Raw genomic sequence first — 17,590 nt, 5'->3', positions numbered from 1 at the left:
GCGAGGAATCCTACGCATCGACCAGCCTTCCGGGATTCTTGAGGTACTGGTTCCGGATCGCGGCCGCCGACCAATAAGCGAGCGCGCCGACCGTGAGCGTCGGGTTGTAGCCGGCGTTCTGCGGAAAGGCGCTTGCCCCCATCACGAACAGATTCGGGACATCCCAGCTCTGCAGATATTTGTTGAGGACGCTTGTCTTGGGATCGGCCCCCATGATCGCACCGCCGTTGAGATGCGTCGTCTGGTAGGTCGTTATGTCGTATGGCGCGGTCCGATACTGCACGGCGAGCTTTTCAGCGCCCATCGCCTTGATGATCTCGGCGAACTTGTCGGTGAGAAACTTGTTCTGCTTGATCTCGTTCTCCTTGAGATCCATCGTGATCCGCATCAGCGGACGCCCGAACCGGTCCTTGTAGACGGGGTCGAGATCCAGGTAGATGTCGCGGTAGGCGTAGAAGCTGCCATGCACACCGGTGCCGGGCTTGACCGTGCTGAGATAATTGTCCTTGACCGCCTTCTTCCAGTCGGCGCCCCATGGCGGCGTTCCCGGCGGCACCAGGGTGCTTTCGATCGGACGAGCACCTGTCTGCACCTGGCCGACATAGCCGCCGCCCACGAAACCATGCGGCCCGTGATCGAAATTGTCGCCGTTGAACTCGTCGACGCACATCCCGATCGAGCCTGACGCGATGAACGGGTTGAAGTTGAACTTCTTGTTGTCGAAAAAGCCGTTGACCGACGAGATCGTCTGGTGGGTGTAGTTTCGGCCAACGACCCCGGTATTGGTGACGGGGTCGTAGGGCTGTCCGATTTGCGAATGCAGGAGAAGCTGGACGTTGAACATCGTGTAAGCCGACAGGATCACGAGGTCGGCCTGCTGCTCCCATTCTTCGCCGCTCGAGTCCACGAATGTCACGCCGGTGGCGCGCTTGCCTGAACGATCGACATTGATCCTGACAACCTCGGAATTGTCGCGGAGGCTGAAGTTCGATTTTCGAATGAGATGCGGCAGGATGGTTGTTTGCGGGCTAGCCTTGGAATAATTGCCGCAGCCAAACCACTCGCAGAAGCCACAATAGGTGCAGGGGCCAAGGCGCATGCCCAGCGGGTTCGTATAGGCTTGCGAGAGATTGCCCGAAGGCTGCGGGAACGGCTTGTAACCAAGCTCGCGCGCGGCTTTCCCGAACAGCGTATGGCTGAACGGCTGGGCCTGCGCCGGGGTCGGATAAGGACGGGACCGGGGCCCTTCGAACGGATTGCCGCCGTCCATGATCTTGCCGCTCAGATTTCCGGCCGTCCCCGACGTGCCGCACAGATATTCGAAGCGATCGTAATGCGGCTCAAGCTCGTCATAGGTCACGCCCCAATCCTGGATTGTCATATCCGGGGGCAGGAACGCAGCACCATAGCGTTCGGTCAGATGTGTCTTCAGCACGAAATCCGACGGAAGAAAACGCCACATCTCGGCGTTCCAGTGCACGCCCCCGCCGCCGACACCGTTCGGCGGCATGAACGCACCCCAGCTTCGGATCGGCAGGGCGGTCTGACCCATATTGTTGCGAAACGTGAACGTCAACTGGTCCGGACGGAGGAACAACTCGTGCCGGATGCGGTAACGAAGCTCGTCCTGCATGTAGCCCGGCGGAAAGTCCGTCGGCGCATCGCGCCACGGACCGCGCTCAAAGGCGATGACTTCGAGCCCCTCGTCGGTCAGCTCATTTGCCATGATCGCGCCGGTCCAGCCGAAACCGACGATGACGACGTCCTTCCTGGGAAGCCTTCGGGACATGCTACGACCTCGTCCATTGCGCGTTGCCGGTCATCCCGACCGGCGGCAGTGGAAAGCGCTCGTTGTGGCGGTTCACCCAATCGAGATAGTTGTAGCGCGCGCCCGGATAGCCGATCATCTTCCACGCGACCATGTCGCGATTGCCGCCATAGATCGGGTCCGCGAAGAATCCCATCTGCACGTCCTTGACGAGTTGCGCGAAGAACGATTTGCCATCGACACCGTCGAGTTTGAGCTCGCCCTTCTCAACCGCCTTCAGAACCGCGATCCTGTCGTCGCCCGACAGCTCGGCGAAGGGCTTTCCCCCGCCCCTCTGCTTGCACGCACGATCGAGTGCAGCGAGGCCCTCCCGGTAGTCTTGTGCGGGGCCGTTCGCCGACTGATGGCCCTGGTTCTTCGCACCGGCCTGAAACGGCGGGCGCACATACAATCCCTCCTGCCGGCCATAAGGCCCGGCCAGCTGCCGATCGATAAACACGGCACAGCCGGCCTCCTTGCCGCCCGGTGTCTCCGGGTCCGGCGGGATGATGCAATCCACGAGCGCCTCCATGGCCTGGCCCTCTTCCCCGTTGAAGAACTCCCACGGTCCGACCTTGATTGGCGGCGGGGGATTTCCTGCATTGGGAACCCAGGGCAACCTCCCCGCGATCGTGGCCGCTTTGACGGTCGTCGCGCTGAACAGCAGCATGGCCGTTCCGGCAAGGAACTCCCTGCGCCGCAGGGCGATTGTTGCGGGCTTCGCCTGTCTCATTTGTTCTTCCTTATCGGTCGACTACGCTGTCAATGACAGTTCGGAGACGGCCAATCGCCCGCGAACACCATTTTGCGCGAGCAACGCAACCGTCATTCGGCCAAAATCCGAACGGAAGTGAAACGCCGTATGTCGCTTATGACCCGCATCCATCGATCATGATCGACAGCAATTATCCGTGAATACCCGCGATCTCTCGAGCGGTGCTCCCGAATTCTACAGTGGTCCATCGATCGCGTATTCCACGAAGCGCATGATATTCCGAAAAGACACGATGCCCGACCGAAGAGGGTACAGAGGTTACCGCAAACCAATCCCGAAAATGACTGCCCTGCCCGGCTCGCTTGCGCGTCGGCCACACCAATGCATGAAGGCGTGTCGCTGGAAGTTGTCGCCTCCGGTATCGCACAGAAAACGACGTTGAAGTCGGATGGTTCGATGTCCGTCTTGGGCCACTAGCGAAGGGCGCAAGCGCTTCGAATTTGCACGAACTGATAGATCGCAAATCGCTGATTGACCCACATCTCGGTGGTGGTGCGCTCAATGCGCGCGTTATAGGCGGCGGAGGTTCATGATAGACCACGCTCATACGCCCTCGTAGACCAACTTGGTGAAGTAGCCTCCATCGACGACGAAGTTGCCGAATCTGTCATCAAAGGCCGCGGTCGGCCTCGCGGCAACGGTCTCGTCGCGAGATAATCCTCGCTCTTTTAGAGTTGCAACGCTATCTCTAACAACTACGAGCATCTCGCGGAACTCCTTCAACTCGGATCGATTGCCGATAGGCTTTCCGTGGCCGGGGACGATGATCGTTGCGTCTGTGGTTGCTGCCAGGTTGGCATCAGATGCAGCAATCATTCCGTCGATGCTGCCTCCCGTCGAGTAGTCGATGAACGGATAGACTCCGTTCCAGAACGTGTCGCCGACATGAACAATATCCGCCTCGGCAAACGTAACGGCGATATCACTGTCAGTGTGTGCGGAAGCGTACCGCCATAAGTGGAGGTTTGATGCGTTGAATTGAAGATCGTACTCTTCCGTGAAGACTTCGCTGGGCATTCCATCCAGAGATGGGGGCAGAAAATTGTAGTCCCAGTCTTCCACTCGCTGCACCTTTGAGAGATATTCTCGGGTCTTTTCATGCGCGATGATCTTCGCACCGGTCGAATGCAACCAGGTATTTCCATCGGAATGATCAAAATGCCAATGCGTGTTTATGACATGTGTGACGGCTCCGGGACCCAACTCTTCAAGAGCCCTGGCAAGGCGCGGTCGCGAGATTCCAATACCAGCGTCAACGAGCACCTTGCCGTCTGCCCCCGCAAGAACCGCAATGTTCCCTCCCGAACCTTCAAGCACGCTGATATTGTTACGCAACTTGTGGGTAACGATCGGTGAGACCGCGGCGGCATCTTTGATAGCGCTTACGAGTCCGCGTGCTTCGGCAAATGCCTCACTCGGCGAAAGCCAACGACTAGCGGTCGAAAGCGCCGCGCCCGCGACACAGCAGGAGCAAAAACGTCGCCTGGAGAACACTTGCGATGGAGTGATTGTCATGGTTTTCCTCCAATGCTCCACATGGAGCCCATGAACGGCCGAACCGTCCGTGCGGCTCAACGGAATGCAGCGACCCTAATCCCTCACTGACACCAGATCATTTGAGCTCACGTCGGTGTCTGAAGTAGGCACACCGTCTCAAGCGGAAGATCAAGGATAGCTTCAGCACCAGCCTCGCCAAGATTGAAGGCAAATGTCGCACCGAGGGCCTCCGCAAGTCCGCCAATAATTCGCATGCCGCCTCCATTCCTTGGCTGCGCCATCGAACCAGATCCATTGTCCAACACTCGACACACCACGGACTCTTGTGACACCAGGCAATCAACCCGAATCACGCCACCTCGCTGATCAAACGCGTGACGAGCGGAGTTCGTAATGAGCTCTGAAATTATCAATCCCATCAACCACGCGCGTTCGGCAGACAATCGGAATGGCTGATCGACAAGAATTAGCTCAATGCCCGCATTTACGAGCTTGGAGCAAGTTATCGAGAGGCACAGCTCGCGCAGATATTTCGAGGCATCGACAAGATCGCTTTGCGTTGGCATCTGCAGCGCGTGATGAACCCGCGCGTAGGCGTGCAATTGTTCCAGTACATTTGCCAGTGCAGTCTTCACATCGTCGTTTGACGATCTAGCCGCGGTCGAGGATACGACCTGAATCGCCGACGCGAACTCGTTGTTAATTCTATGAGTAAACTCGTGCAGAAGCAGCTGCTCTGAGAATTGGATCTTGGGCCGCGCTATGGTGTTCAAGAGATGCTCCGCCGTCTTGTATGAGCCATATGACAAGGATTGAGACCTCGCTCCGTATTCTGCGACGCCTTCGCGGTATCATCTTTCGAATTCGGACTGTGTTTTGAGATCGAACGCAAAGTGGCATGCTCCGCGGACGGCATTGAGCCACCCGGCCACACCTTAGAGTTGCTTGGCTCGACGCTAACCGCCCGGTCGTTACAACCGTATCGAAATGTCCTTGCACGGCTTTTCGGGCAGAGGCCTTGCCTGCGGCAATAAACTAACTTGATTTCGGACGAGCATAAATCGAGGATTGCTTCCAGCAGCCGGCTCCCCCTACAAAAAGCCTTAGGCTCTACAATGCCCGGCCTACCCATTGATCGCGGTCAACACGAAGGTCGACATGAATCGAGCGAGACGCACGATCAAGTCGTTTCGTTTGGACCGTTCCGGCTGTTCGCCGCGAGACGGTTCCTCGAACGTGACGGCACACCGGTTCGTCTGAGTAGTCGAGCCCTCGACATCCTTGTCGTTCTGGTCGCAGAAGCTGGCAAGGTAGTCAGCAAGAGTGACCTGATCGCGCAAGCCTGGCCTGGGATCACCGTCGACGAGGCCAATATTCGCGTCCAGGTCGCCGCGCTTCGGAAGGCACTCGGCGACGGAGCCACGAGTGCGAGCTATATCAGTACAATTCCCGGGACGGGCTATTGCTTCGTCGCGCCGATTTTTCGCGCGGGGGTCCCAGCATCGACCAATCAGGCGTTTGATCCGGACTACAATCTTCCGCCTAAGGTTACGCGGATTTTCGGACGTGATCAAACGGTCGGGGAAATCGTTATCCGGTTGAAGACCGAGCGCTTTCTCACGATCGTGGGACCGGGCGGCATTGGGAAGACCACGGTGGCTGTCTCAGTCGGTCACGAGCTGAACAACGAGTTTGGCGGCGTCGTATATCTTTTCGATCTTGGACTGCTGAGTGATCCGCTTCTCATACCTGGCACTATTGCCGTGACGCTTGGTATTCCGCTTCAGTCCGCGGATCTCACTACTGCCTTGATTAACCATCTCCGGGACAAACGAACGCTTTTGATCTTTGACAGCTGTGAGCACGTAATAGAAACCGTGGCGACGCTAGCTGAGCGAATATTCGCGAACGCACCGCAAGTGCACATATTGGCGACCAGCAGGGAATCCTTGCGGGTCGAAGGCGAACATATTCATCGGCTACCGCCGCTCGCCAGTCCACCCGATAACGTACGCCTCACCGCTACGCAGGTACTCGATTTCCCCGCCGTGCAGCTATTTATGGAACGCGCTATCGCTGGCGGACGACGACAACTCACGCTGACCGATACTGATGTTCCCATAATCGGGGAAATTTGCCGTCGGCTAGACGGAATCGCCCTCGCCATTCAACTCGCCGCCGCCCGTGCCAACGCCTATGGGATGGAGGGCACCTTGTCACTCTTGAAGGATCGGTTCGAGCTAACATGGGAGGGACGGCGTACGGCGCGCCCACGTCATCACACACTGAGAGCAACGCTCGACTGGAGTTATGATTTACTGCCGCAGGAAGAACGCTTGGTTCTTCGCAGGCTTTCCGTTTTTGTCGGCACCTTCACACTTGAGGCAGCGTGCGCAGTTGCAACAGATGAAGATCTTGATGACATACGTGTCGCGGCAGCCACCGCCGCTCTGGTTGGAAAATCCCTTGTTGAGGTCGACAAAGGGGGGACAAAACGGCGGTACCGACTACTTGATACCACCCGCACCTATGCTGCAATCAAATTGGGAGAAAGCGGGGAGCTCGACCCGACGAAGCAGCGTCACGCGATCCATTATCGAGAAGTCCTTGAACGCCACGATTCCAGCTCGCTCGCAATGTCTCGAGACTTGAGCCTGCGATCAGAAGTGCTCGGTAACGCGCGCGGCGCACTCGATTGGAGCCTATCGTCCGCGAACCACACCGAAGTCGGAGTTTCTCTGGCGGCCTTAGTCGCACCTTTCTTGGCTGAGCTTTCGTTATTGGCCGAATGTCATCGCCTAACGAGGCGAGCGCTGGGAGTAATCGGCGAACCTGATCGCGCCACGCGACGAGAGATGGAATTGCAGGCGTCGCTGGGATCATCGTTGATGCTTACGGAAGGCTACCGCGAGGATGCGCGGATTGCTCTGATGAGAGCACTGGATTTGGCCGAGGTCCTTGGCGATCCGTACTTCCAAATGCGGATGCTTCGCTCCCTTCACAACTTCCACATTGCAATTGGGGATTTCCGCAAGTCATTTGAACTTGCGCAACGCAATGAGGAGGTCGCCCGAAAAACGAACGATCCAGCCCCCATTGCTGTAGCGAATTGGATGCTCGGGCTTTCGAACTATTTCGCCGGCAACCAGCTTTCTGCCGAGAGAAGTTGCGAGAGCCTTCTCGCCGATCCCAGCGTTCTTCGCAACCAGTCGAGTAATTTTGGCTTCGATAGTCATACGGAGACGCGCGTTCGGTGTGCGTTGGCTGCAATTCGGTGGTTTAGGGGATTTCCCGACCAGGCCGTCAAGATGGCGCTGGAGACAATCCACGATCGCACGGATATAGAGCATCCCGTCACATTGAGCACCGGCCTGGTCTTTTCTGGTTTCATGTTCGTTCGCATCGGAAATGTCCCCGTGGCGCGCGGCGTGATCGAGCGACTTATCGCTCATTGCGAAAGGCATTCACTCGGTCCCCACCGCGCAGTTGGTATCGGCTTGAAAGGTGTGTTGGATATTCACCATGGCGACGCAGACGAAGGTGTCGAGATGTTGGGTGGCGCAATCAGCGCGCTGCAAGCTGACCGGTACGAACTGCATCATCCGGCATTACTTGGCAGCTTGGCCGAAGGCCTCGCTAAGCTCGGGCGGAGTGACGACGCATTAGCGACCATCGACGATGCAATCGCCCGAGTTGAAGACAACGGCCAAGCATTCATATTGCCAGAGCTGCTGCGTATCAAAGGCGTCATTTTAGCGTCGGCAGATCAAAAGGATTTAGCGGGCGCGGAACGGCTATTTCAGAGATCGTTGAAATTGGCCGACGTGCAACATGCTCTTTCTTGGGAATTGCGAACCGCGATGAGCTTTGCCGAACTGTGGATACACCAAGGTCGTCAATCAGACGGCTGCAGTCTATTGGCTGCTGTGTTCAACCGATTCACGGAAGGATTCGATAGCTCCGATCTCAAGGCCGCAAAGGCGTTGCTCGGCAGGTTAAGGGCGACTCCGGGCCTTTGATCGACAAAGGTGAATTCAATCGAACGTACCTGAAAGGCGCCCGATGGCATTGGCCGTGGGGCGGGTCTGGGGAGGAAATGCCCACCGGCGGGCCTCGGGACAGCGCGAGCGCCGAATATCAGTCATAAACGCAAGCCGATGGTTGAGAGGTTGATCTTTCAAGGCCTCCCGAAACGACTAAGAGTTTAAAAGGATACGTAGCCATTCGAGCGAACCAGCCACAGCGTGGCACTTTGCAAGCATGAGACACTTGATTCATCCACCGGTGCCCCGGGCGCTGGAAGTCACCTACCCGCTGGCCGAACAATTTTGCCCGCGGCTCTCGAGGCACTGCCTCTCCATAAGATCGCCGCATCGTTCCTGATGACGCTTGAACGTCCGGGTGGGCCTCGCCGCTGATCAGAATTCGACCGCTCAGTTCGGTGCCACTCTGGCTGTGGTGGCTGTGGAAGCCACTGCGTCAAGCGCGATCAACATAGCGTGGATGGCCGCCTTCGATTTGGTCTCTGCCTTGTGTCGCTTGGCGAGCCAAATCAGATCATTGTATGAGATCCAGGTCGCCCCCGCTTCGTCCTGCCAGATAAGAGCCTTGAGCGGCAAGTCTATGCCGATAGTCTGCACCGTTTGCATTAGGGGCGTCCCCCCCTTGACGCTGCCAAAGATCAAAAGGTTTGTCGGGCGCAACTTCATGCCGGCAGCGGCAGCGGCAGCCGCATGGTCAATTCGGGCAAACACCGTCATGCCCGTGGCTTTGATCGCGGCCTCGAGCCGCTCCATCGTTTCCTCTGGGCCGTAGTTGCTCGTGATCGAAATCAATCCCTCTATAGACATCGCCTTTACTCCTTTAAATCCGAACAAGCAGATGGCAACGACCACACAAATAATCGCACCTCGGCTCGACGCATGCGCATCGGAGGCAGTCGTTGTCGCTTCCTTCATGACGTCCAGCTCAGTTATGGTGGCTCTGCGGGTAGTCGAATTCCGGTACCGGAACAAATCCGTTGCGATTCGGCATTTGAACTTTAGGCAGGCTCTGCTTGTCCAACTTCCCATCCATGGGTAATATCCCGTTCAGGCTAAGCAGGTAGGCAGCGACGGCATAGGTGTCGTCGACACCTAGCGAACCGGGTGCCTGGTAAGGCATGGCCCGGTGAATGTAATCAAACAACGTTGTGGCATAGGGCCAGAAGCTGCCGACGGTCTTGATGGGATTTTCGGAAGCGAGCGTGCCCTGACCACCAACCAAGCGATCCTTGATGCCATCTTGGCCGCGCGTGCCGTGACAGCCTGAGCAGTTGTCTTCGAATATCGCTTTACCCTGCGCCACCGTGCCACTGCCTTCTGGCAGGCCCTTGCCGTCCGACCTCACGTCGATGTCCCATAGTTCGATCTCATCAGGCCGAGCAGGACGCCCGAATTCTTCGGCCAGCACCGGTGTCACCAAGCTGCTGGCAAGGGCAATTTGCAAGAAGAGCTTATGCAAGAACATTGCGGACTCTCCCTGCTGCGTCGATGCTCCAGGTCTGCTGCGCATTGTAGTGAAAGAGCGCGTTTGTTCCCATGAGTGCGATAAGTGCAGCGCGATCTGGTTGAACGTTGCCCTTATCGTCGGTAGAACGACTTACAATCTTTGTGCTTCGGCCATCCCAGATCCAGTTCATCTGAAATCGGGTCTGGGTTTTTGGAAGTACTGGATGACTCAACTCTGCTTGCTTCCAGCTCTTCGCGCCGTCGGTGCTGATCTCGACCTTCTCGACCTTGCCATGACCGCTCCAGGCCAAGCCTGTGATGCGATTGTATCCAGGCTCTATCACCATCGTTCCGGATGGCGAGGTGATAACGGAGTTGGTCTCCATCCTGAGCTGGAACTGGGTCGCCTTTCCGTCTGCCAGAAGCTGCGTATAGCGAGCGGTTTCCCAGCGGGTCATCCAGGGTTGATCGCCGAACTTCAGACGCCGAAGCCATTTGATGTTTAGATTTCCCTCGAACCCGGGCATGATAAGTCTGATCGGGAAACCGTGAGCAGGCCTGAGCGGCTCGCCATTCTGACCGTAGGCGACGAAAGCCTCGTCCATGATCTCGTCCGTGAGTGGAATGCTACGCGCAACGCCCGCGGCATCGCCACCCTCGGCAAGCATCCACGTGGCCCCGGAGTTCTTGCCGACCAATTGGATCAGGAACTTTAATGGCACTCCGGTCCATTCATTCGTACTGACCAGGCCATGGGTATTCTGCACGGTGAGATTCTCGTCCGCCTTTTTCCAGTTCTCCCAACCGTTACCGGTGCATTCGATAAAGGCCATCCGCGAAATCGACGGCATCGCCTTGAGATCGTTCAATGTTAAAACCAGTTGCTTCTGGGTCATGCCATGCAGCAGAAGACGGTGTTTGGCAGGGTCGAGTTCGGGTACACCCGCATGGCTGCGCTCGTAGTGAAGGTCCGACGGCGTGATCGCGCCGACCAGTTTGTCCAGGGGCGTTTTCGAATTGATCGCGTCGCCGGGGTCGACGTGGCGTCGTCCTGGCCCCGCCTCGGGAATCCGCTCGATATGAACGTACTTTGATCGCTCGCTGTGGCCGCTGAGATCGGCGCCAACTTCCCGCGGCGGCACATCGGCCAACGAGTCAGCCATTGCTCTCCCTGCGACGACACTCCCCGCGATCCCAGCGGAAGCGCCTGTCAAGAATCTTCGACGCGACACTGCGTCTTCGGCGGCCTCACTTGGAAAGTTCTCAAATACCGGCCTCATGCCGATTTCTCCTATCTGCAGAAACTGACTGATTGAGATTTCGACTGCTTTATCCACGCGGCGAATTCGACGATGCTTCTCCAAGTTCGGCCAATCTCGATTCGGAGTTGGTGGATGGCAGCGTCTGTGCGGTCGATGGAGATCGTCGGGGCAGCACGTCTGACCCGGCCAAGCAAAGTAAGATCAGGCCGACAAGAATCACCTCTGAACGAAACAGCCCAAAGGACATCAGGGCGATTAGCAATTCGATCATCGCGAATGCACCAAATGCGACCGTAAAGCCGTAGTGCATGAGCGCGCCGAAGATCAGGCTTCCGAGCCCGAAGCCGACAAAAAGCATAAATACGTTCAGCCCCATGGCCTGGCCGGCCCGCTCTCCTCCGAGAGACGTAACGATTCCACCAAAAATCGGTTGGGTCATGTCGTACCCCAAGGACAGTATGATTGCGACGATCGGGATGAACATCACCGGTGTGCCAAGCGCCAACGCCATCGCCGCCAACGAGCTCAAGATTAGACCAATCGGAATCAGCCTCGCGCGGCCCCAGCGATCTGCCGCTCTGCCGATCAACGGCCCTAAAAGAAATCCCGGTATGCCGTAGCCGAGCAGCGCGAAGCCGATCGCTGCGGGTCCAAGGTGATAACGACGCTCGAGATAGACACCTAACCAGGTAAACACGCCCGAGTGAAACATTGAGTTGAGAAAGACGTAGCCATAGGTCCGCTGGCCACGCGGCGTTCCCAAGAGATGCCTATAGCCATCGAAAACCTGGTAAACTGTACCCTTCAACGGAGGCACCGTAGTTTCGATAACGGTGAGATAGCGCAGCCAAGGGAGCAGCAGCGCCAGGCCGAACACTCCGACAACGATAAACAACCCGCTCCAGTTCGTGACGGGAATGATCAACGCTCCCAACGGAGATCCGAACGCCATCCCGCCGGCCATAGCTCCGAACAGCCAGCCCAGGGGGCGACCGCGCTGCCCATAGGGGTACAGCCGACCCACAAGCGCCAACCCAAGGGGAACGATCCCGCTCGCGCCAACTCCCGTAATGGTGCGCCACAGGAGCAGTTCCTCGTATGATCGTGCGGTTGCGGTCAGCATCGTAAGTGCCGAGAAGGCCAGCAGCGACGTGAACATGACACGGGCAATACCAATACGGTCAGCCACCGCTCCGTATATCAATGTCGAAACGCCATATGGGATCAAGTAAGCTGGTACGACGAGGCCAATCTTCTCGTCCGATACCCCAAAGGCATTGGAGAGAACGGGAATAATCGGAGCCACCATGTACGCTTGAAAGAAGACCACGAATGTTGCCAGCGCGATAACTCTGACCAAGCGTTCGCGCCGGCGATGGAGGATCGGATCAACGTATTGTTGCATGTTGCTGAATCGCCTTTCACGCGCCAAGGAGACCCCAGCTCAGACCGAAAGCGGCTCCTGATCAGGATTCAGTCCGGCCATTCATTGTTCATGACCACCTCAACGAAGTCTTTTCGCCTGAAGCAGGGAGCAAAATGCTCGAGGACGTCGGCTGTAATGGTGCCGAAAGCTGTGTCTGGTCGATCTCTAGAACCTTCGGTGAAGGCCTTGAATGCCTGACGCTTGAAGTCGATGCGTGGATGCTCCGCAAGGATCTCTTTGACCGTGGCTGAATCGAGCAGTTTCAGATCTCTTCCATCGATATCGGTCTCCACTCCGGCTGCTACGAGAGCTATTTCTGGCTCCATAAATTCCGGAATACCGTGCGTGGTGTGGAGGGCGATCGACGACCAGACCCGGCGGATGGCGTCCTCAGGGACGTCATGAGACCTGAGAAACTCACGAGCCGCATCGGCACCGTCGACTTCAAATCGTCGATCCATGTGTCGGTGTCCCTCGACTAGACCTAGATCATGAAACATCGTCGCTACGTAGAGCAGCTCCGGATCCGCTTTCAGACCGCGTCGCTCACCGTGAAGCATGCCGAACAGGAACGTCCGTCTGGAGTGGTGGTAAAGCAGCGGTGATTCTGTATCGCGGATGAATTCCGTGGTATGGTGCGCTAGCTTGGAATCCGGAATCTTGATTCCGGCGATGATGGCTGCACTCACGCTCTTTCTCCATGATTGTCCGAGGTTGGCCTGCATTATCCCGTCTTCATCGCCAGCGTACGTGAGGAGCTCCCACTCTTCTTTCGAGCTCTAGCTGCTTTTAGGAATTGCACGTGATCAATGATCGGCTCTCGGCTCACATTCGGATACGCCTGGCGAGAGGTAATCCAACGATATGCAGCCAATCGCGGCTGGCACGGAGACAGGCCGTCCGAAGCCGATGACACCAACGGGATCGGTCTCCTAGCGCAACGCTACGTTCGTGGAGATTGCCGGGATCTAAAAATCCCCGCGTGTTGCACTCAGGCTGCATCGCACCCTGTGCTGGCGGAGACGCGTCGTTTCATACAAACCGGCCGACTCTAGCCGTTGACCGCCAGTACATCGGCTAATTATTGAGACTCATGGTGGCCTGTCAGCTGCTCCGCATTCTCCGTTGACGGGTTCGCGCTCTCCGCGCGCTCGCTCTCGTCCATCAACACCGGCGGCTCGTCGTAGCCTTTACGACTGCTATAAAACAGCAACGCCATCAGGCCAAAGCCAGCCCCAAGCGAGAACACGATTCCGAGCGCCATTGCGATATACGCCGACAGCGGTAGCCCGCGCCATTCCCAAGCCTCCAGCTACGGTAGATGGGGACCGCCGCCGCCAACAAGAATAGCAGAAGCACAATTATAACCACCCACGAGCCAACTCCCATCCGGTTGGCTTTGGCTTGTGCGCTTTTGTTCGTAACTGCCTTCACGGAACAGGTATCCCCCGCATCCTCGTGGATACTCTCAAACGCTAAGAGCGCCGGGCGCGCCAGGCGCTCTTCTAATCAGCCGCGCAAAAGGCTTCGATCGAGGAACCCGCGGATCAGCGGCACCATCTCACTAAACTTGTCCTCCAGCGGAAAATGTCCACTGTCTATGAGATAAAACTCAGCCTGGGGGAGATCGCGCTTGAAGGGATACGCACCGGATGCGGGGAAAATCTTGTCGTTCTTGCCCCAAACAATCAGCGTAGGCGGCTTATGTTTGCGGAAGTACGATTGCACGGCGGGATATAGCGGCGGATTCGTCCGGTAATCGTAGAACAGATCCATCTGTATATCACTGTTTCCAGACCGATCGAGAAGTGCCTGATCACACACCCAGTTATCGGGGGCAATTCGGCTAAGGTCCGACACTCCATCGGTATACTGAAACCTTGTTGTCTCCACCGTCACAAGCTTCATGAGTGCTTGTCGGTGCGCGTCAGAACCATCGACCCAGTATGCCTTGATCGGATCCCAAAACTCCTGCAGCCCCTCTTCATAGGCATTGCCGTTTTGAACAATCAGGGCTGTCACCTGCTCGGGATGTTTCAATGCCAGACGCCAGCCAACTGGAGCGCCATAGTCCATGACGTACATCGCATAGCGGTCGACGCCAAGTTGAACGAGCAGATTATCTACTAGCTCACTAAAATGATCGAACGTGTAGGCGAAGTCCGCGCGGTTCGGCATATCGCTCTGGCCGTAACCGGGATAGTCCGGCGCTATCACGTGATAGCGGTCTGCAAGCGCAGGGATGAGGTTGCGAAACATGTGCGACGAGGTCGGGAATCCATGGAGTAACAACACCACAGGCGCATTCTTGGGGCCGGCCTCACGGTAGAACACATTAACGCCGTCGATTGTCTTTTTCCGATAGTGCGTCACTGGATAAGCCGGGAGAGCACCCGGCGAAGCGCGTTTCGCTTTTGCTCTTGCTTGACTTGGCAACGCTGTAGCAGCGATCGCTCCGAACATACCCAAGACGGCACGACGACGATTGACACCTGACATAAGGCGCGTGAACTGGGTGACTCTCATTTTAGCCTCCATGGAATTGAGTCGACACGACGGTACTTGTGACGGACGCTGCTTGACTTACGAAGCCGACTTGCAGATACGGACGGCCTCCACGACTGGAGCATTCGCAATCGCGCCAAAAGTATCTCCTGGCCGCGACATCCCCGACCTCAGGCATTTCATGATTGCAGACGTCCCAAGGCGGCACCTCTAGGAACGCCTTTCTCGCTAGCGTCGGCTATCACTATCGCCGCTTGCATAGCTCGTCTTTCAGACGAAAGTGACTTTTTGGAAATGCACGCCCTCCCTCGCCACGGCCATTCTTCCTTTCGATAGGACGATCGACTCAGCCACTGTCTCGCTGAGGACCCAGTTCGGCTGACATGCGCGACCGCCAATTGACGCGCGGGCGAACCCATCTCGTCTGATTTTCAAACTTTTATTCGCGTTTAACATCGGCCTGGAGCAGGGTTCATGAGGGACGACACATGACGCCGGAAGGCCGATCAATGGATCGTTCAGCGGCCCCGCGTCTCCCACAACTTCATTTCGGCAATTGCGGATGACATGCGGCACCGAAGCATCAAAGCAGCATCGACCTCGGGAGGCGCGCCTGGATATGCGCAACAGGCGCTCTGCGAACAATGTTCTAGACGCTCGGGCTCGATTTACGAAGAGCGATATTGGCATCGCCCTATCGACGATTCCGGGGATCAACTCATCAAAGTGGACATCCTGATCTCACGCTGGACCGATCTCGAAAATCGGTTTCGCCGGGAAGTCGCGGCGTCTCCATACGATCGGCATATCATTCGGATCGCGCTAAGGGACTCGCGGCTGAAGCTCATTAGAGGGCAGCGCCTGATCTTCGATGGCGCAATGCCTGAAGGAACTTTGCATATTACGTCTCCCGCCCAGCGTATGACCGCTGAGTTTCGCGACCCGTTCGATTTTGTGCACCTATATGTGTTGGACGACTATTTTCGAGCGCTTCAAGGAACCCCACTCCGTGGAAAACGCACCTTAGTGCCGGATCTCGGCGATGTCGTCGTCTCCGATCCGTTGGCGAGGCTCCTAGGGCGTGAATTGATTAGCTGCTACGCAAACGACCCGCGGTACGCCGAGAGCATCGGCCGCAGTCTAGTCACGCATATCGCAACTTTGGAGCGACCGGGTCCAGCAGATGGAGCTCTTCCGCCCTCGCGCTTGGAACGCGTACAAGAGTACGTCGACGCGCACCTCGACGATCCGCCAACGCTCGCCACATTGGCCGGTGTGGCGGGATTGTCGCAGAGCAATTTCGCCGCACAGTTTCGAAGAGCGACGGGCAACGGTCTACACGACTACCTTCTCCACAGGCGCATCGAACGCGCGAAGGTGATTCTATCGAGCACCGATATGCCACTCGTGGAGCTCGCTCTCTTCGTCGGCTTCCAGGGGCAGGCGCACTTCTCGACTGTCTTCAAAGCACGCGTGGGTGACACTCCGGCGCGCTGGCGACGCAATGCTGCGAACATGCGATATGAGCCTTCGAAGGTAAGACGTCTCGTGTCAAACCAACTCACGGTTAATGAACTACTTACCTCCGCCCAGGCCCGAGGAGCCCGCGCTTGGCTTGGCTGGAGTAAACAGGAATTAGCTGAGAAATCCGGGGTTTCGGAAAAAACCATTTCGCGATTTGAAATGGATCGATCCCTGCCGTACCCATCAACATTGCGAAGAATTCGGGCGGCATTCGAATATGCGGGCGTCCAATTTGAGTTTGAAGGCGCAATTGCTAAGGGAATTCGAGTTACATAAACCCGCTATTTCATCGTCCGAACCTCAAAGAGGTCAACGAACCTAACACCCAGGCAAGCTGCAAGAGCCTCAATTGTCTCGAGCGTTGGGTTGGCTCGCGCGTTTTCTATTAAACTAACAGCCATTTGCTCGACCTCCAATTTTGCCGCCAGTTCGTCTTGGGTCCACCCCCTATCCTTTCGCAAGCGCTGAACATTACGGCCGAGCGTCCTCGCAACGTGCGAGCTTCGCTTAGGAAACCGTGCATCGAATCCTGACCGCACCATCCCGGCACGATCGAATGGCGATAGACCATCGGTCCATATGACTAATCATATATCTACAGCGAGGGACCGTCCTTGGACTGCTCGCCATCTGTAGGTAAAATGCGCGAAGATCGGGCCTTCGTTTCTTGGTGCAGGAACCCAGCCTGCTCCCAAGACGCCGACGGCGCTATCCCACCGGGCTCTAGACCTCTTCAGATTGGCTAAGCGCCGTCGCATCTGCTGAATTAGGCGAGTACCAGCGGCCACCCTTCTGCGTCACCATCCCTGCCTGCCTAAGCCTCGTCTTGGCCTTGTCGGCCGCAGCACTCGACAAACCGGCGTCGATCACTTTCTTACTGAGCTCGGCTCCCGAGAGACCTAGTTCACCTGCGGTCCGCAACGCCTCAACGATCAGCGCTGACGCCTTGCCTTGGATCGGAGCCTTGTTCATGCCATCAGGCGCCGAGACGCGCTGGCTGTCTAAACCCGAAGGGGACGCGCCTGCCCCTACTGCTCCGGAGATCTCCCTAAGCGTGTCCACGATGCGCTCTCGGCGGATCTTAAGCTGGACGATCTCGTCCAGAATACCAGAAACGATCGCATGCTTATCACTGATCTGGGCATCCAGATTGGCGACAATATTGTCCAGGCTCGGGGTAGTCGTCGACATCTCTTTGTCCTCCGCTGGACAAGAAACAACACGGTCCAGAAAGCAGAGCAAGAATCTCCGGCGAGGACGGTGAATGGTTGGCGACGGCAGACGTTACATTTATTACAATCTAGC

Annotated in this window: 15 protein-coding genes; 2 read left to right on the top strand and 13 right to left on the bottom strand. The window is 57.0% G+C overall.

Annotated features, from left to right (window positions below; translation table 11 throughout):
• Nucleotides 1–10: 10 nt before the first annotated feature.
• From ABIB95_RS10675 to ABIB95_RS10660, 4 genes are all read right to left on the bottom strand, one after another.
• On the bottom strand, nt 11–1,789 hold the full coding sequence (locus ABIB95_RS10675) for a GMC family oxidoreductase (RefSeq protein WP_354239210.1): 1,779 nt from the start codon (nt 1,787–1,789) through the stop codon (nt 11–13).
• A gap of 1 nt (nt 1,790) precedes the next feature.
• Nucleotides 1,791–2,540: a gluconate 2-dehydrogenase subunit 3 family protein gene (locus ABIB95_RS10670; protein ID WP_354239208.1), complete on the bottom strand. Its 750-nt coding sequence runs from the start codon at nt 2,538–2,540 to the stop codon at nt 1,791–1,793.
• 585 nt (nt 2,541–3,125) lie between these two features.
• A complete protein-coding gene (locus ABIB95_RS10665) occupies nt 3,126–4,097 on the bottom strand; it encodes an MBL fold metallo-hydrolase (protein ID WP_231142949.1) in 972 nt (323 codons plus the stop codon).
• 107 nt (nt 4,098–4,204) lie between these two features.
• Nucleotides 4,205–4,852 (bottom strand): sensor histidine kinase, encoded by a 648-nt coding sequence (locus ABIB95_RS10660; RefSeq protein ID WP_354239205.1) that lies wholly within the window; start codon nt 4,850–4,852, stop codon nt 4,205–4,207.
• 267 nt (nt 4,853–5,119) lie between these two features.
• Here ABIB95_RS10660 and ABIB95_RS10655 point away from each other — a divergent pair, with 267 nt between their 5' ends.
• Nucleotides 5,120–8,098, top strand: coding sequence for an ATP-binding protein (locus ABIB95_RS10655; RefSeq protein ID WP_354239203.1), 2,979 nt, complete (start codon nt 5,120–5,122; stop codon nt 8,096–8,098).
• Between the two features lie 414 nt (nt 8,099–8,512).
• Here the strand turns inward: ABIB95_RS10655 and ABIB95_RS10650 are convergent, their stop codons facing one another.
• The 7 genes from ABIB95_RS10650 to ABIB95_RS10620 form a co-directional block, all read right to left on the bottom strand.
• Complete coding sequence (locus tag ABIB95_RS10650) at nt 8,513–9,037, bottom strand: DUF302 domain-containing protein (protein ID WP_354239201.1); 525 nt, start codon at nt 9,035–9,037, stop codon at nt 8,513–8,515.
• Nucleotides 9,038–9,047: 10 nt separating this feature from the next.
• On the bottom strand, nt 9,048–9,587 hold the full coding sequence (locus ABIB95_RS10645; RefSeq protein ID WP_354239199.1) for a c-type cytochrome: 540 nt from the start codon (nt 9,585–9,587) through the stop codon (nt 9,048–9,050).
• Nucleotides 9,574–10,848 carry a sulfite dehydrogenase gene (gene soxC, locus ABIB95_RS10640; protein WP_354239726.1) on the bottom strand — a complete coding sequence of 425 codons (1,275 nt, stop codon included), beginning with the start codon at nt 10,846–10,848 and terminating at the stop codon, nt 9,574–9,576. The genes ABIB95_RS10645 and soxC overlap by 14 nt, the downstream gene beginning before the upstream one ends.
• 49 nt (nt 10,849–10,897) lie before the next feature.
• A complete protein-coding gene (locus tag ABIB95_RS10635) occupies nt 10,898–12,235 on the bottom strand; it encodes an MFS transporter (RefSeq protein ID WP_354239197.1) in 1,338 nt (445 codons plus the stop codon).
• A gap of 68 nt (nt 12,236–12,303) precedes the next feature.
• Nucleotides 12,304–12,945, bottom strand: a complete 642-nt coding sequence (locus ABIB95_RS10630) for an HD domain-containing protein (RefSeq protein WP_354239195.1) — start codon at nt 12,943–12,945, stop codon at nt 12,304–12,306.
• A 392-nt stretch (nt 12,946–13,337) separates the two neighbouring features.
• On the bottom strand, nt 13,338–13,520 hold the full coding sequence (locus ABIB95_RS10625; protein ID WP_354239193.1) for a hypothetical protein: 183 nt from the start codon (nt 13,518–13,520) through the stop codon (nt 13,338–13,340).
• A 245-nt stretch (nt 13,521–13,765) separates the two neighbouring features.
• Nucleotides 13,766–14,782, bottom strand: coding sequence for an alpha/beta fold hydrolase (locus ABIB95_RS10620; RefSeq protein ID WP_354130653.1), 1,017 nt, complete (start codon nt 14,780–14,782; stop codon nt 13,766–13,768).
• A gap of 705 nt (nt 14,783–15,487) precedes the next feature.
• Between ABIB95_RS10620 and ABIB95_RS10615 the strand changes: the two genes are divergently transcribed.
• The gene (locus ABIB95_RS10615) at nt 15,488–16,561 is read left to right on the top strand and encodes a helix-turn-helix domain-containing protein (RefSeq protein ID WP_354239191.1); all 1,074 of its coding nucleotides are present in this window, start codon (nt 15,488–15,490) and stop codon (nt 16,559–16,561) included.
• Nucleotides 16,562–16,566: 5 nt separating this feature from the next.
• On the opposite strand, the gene ABIB95_RS10610 is transcribed toward ABIB95_RS10615, so the two are convergent.
• Together ABIB95_RS10610 and ABIB95_RS10605 are read right to left on the bottom strand one after the other, a co-directional pair.
• Nucleotides 16,567–16,827, bottom strand: a complete 261-nt coding sequence (locus ABIB95_RS10610) for a helix-turn-helix transcriptional regulator (protein WP_354239189.1) — start codon at nt 16,825–16,827, stop codon at nt 16,567–16,569.
• 181 nt (nt 16,828–17,008) lie between these two features.
• A complete protein-coding gene (locus ABIB95_RS10605; protein ID WP_354239187.1) occupies nt 17,009–17,476 on the bottom strand; it encodes a hypothetical protein in 468 nt (155 codons plus the stop codon).
• Nucleotides 17,477–17,590 lie beyond the last annotated feature (114 nt).

This window comes from Bradyrhizobium sp. LA2.1 (assembly GCF_040547725.1).
GTDB classification, from domain to species: domain Bacteria; phylum Pseudomonadota; class Alphaproteobacteria; order Rhizobiales; family Xanthobacteraceae; genus Bradyrhizobium; species Bradyrhizobium barranii.
This window is presented reverse-complemented; position numbering and strand designations above follow the sequence as displayed.

Excerpts from the sequence above, each read along its gene's own strand:
- ABIB95_RS10670 (WP_354239208.1), bottom strand. The coding sequence starts at position 2,540 with ATGAGACAGGCGAAGCCCGCAACAATCGCCCTGCGGCGCAGGGAGTTC.
- ABIB95_RS10610 (WP_354239189.1), bottom strand. The coding sequence starts at position 16,827 with ATGGTGCGGTCAGGATTCGATGCACGGTTTCCTAAGCGAAGCTCGCAC.
- ABIB95_RS10665 (WP_231142949.1), bottom strand. The coding sequence starts at position 4,097 with ATGACAATCACTCCATCGCAAGTGTTCTCCAGGCGACGTTTTTGCTCC.
- ABIB95_RS10605 (WP_354239187.1), bottom strand. The coding sequence starts at position 17,476 with ATGTCGACGACTACCCCGAGCCTGGACAATATTGTCGCCAATCTGGAT.
- soxC (WP_354239726.1), bottom strand. The coding sequence starts at position 10,848 with ATGAGGCCGGTATTTGAGAACTTTCCAAGTGAGGCCGCCGAAGACGCA.
- ABIB95_RS10620 (WP_354130653.1), bottom strand. The coding sequence starts at position 14,782 with ATGAGAGTCACCCAGTTCACGCGCCTTATGTCAGGTGTCAATCGTCGT.
- ABIB95_RS10645 (WP_354239199.1), bottom strand. The coding sequence starts at position 9,587 with ATGTTCTTGCATAAGCTCTTCTTGCAAATTGCCCTTGCCAGCAGCTTG.
- ABIB95_RS10650 (WP_354239201.1), bottom strand. The coding sequence starts at position 9,037 with ATGAAGGAAGCGACAACGACTGCCTCCGATGCGCATGCGTCGAGCCGA.
- ABIB95_RS10635 (WP_354239197.1), bottom strand. The coding sequence starts at position 12,235 with ATGCAACAATACGTTGATCCGATCCTCCATCGCCGGCGCGAACGCTTG.
- ABIB95_RS10675 (WP_354239210.1), bottom strand. The coding sequence starts at position 1,789 with ATGTCCCGAAGGCTTCCCAGGAAGGACGTCGTCATCGTCGGTTTCGGC.
- ABIB95_RS10625 (WP_354239193.1), bottom strand. The coding sequence starts at position 13,520 with ATGGCGCTCGGAATCGTGTTCTCGCTTGGGGCTGGCTTTGGCCTGATG.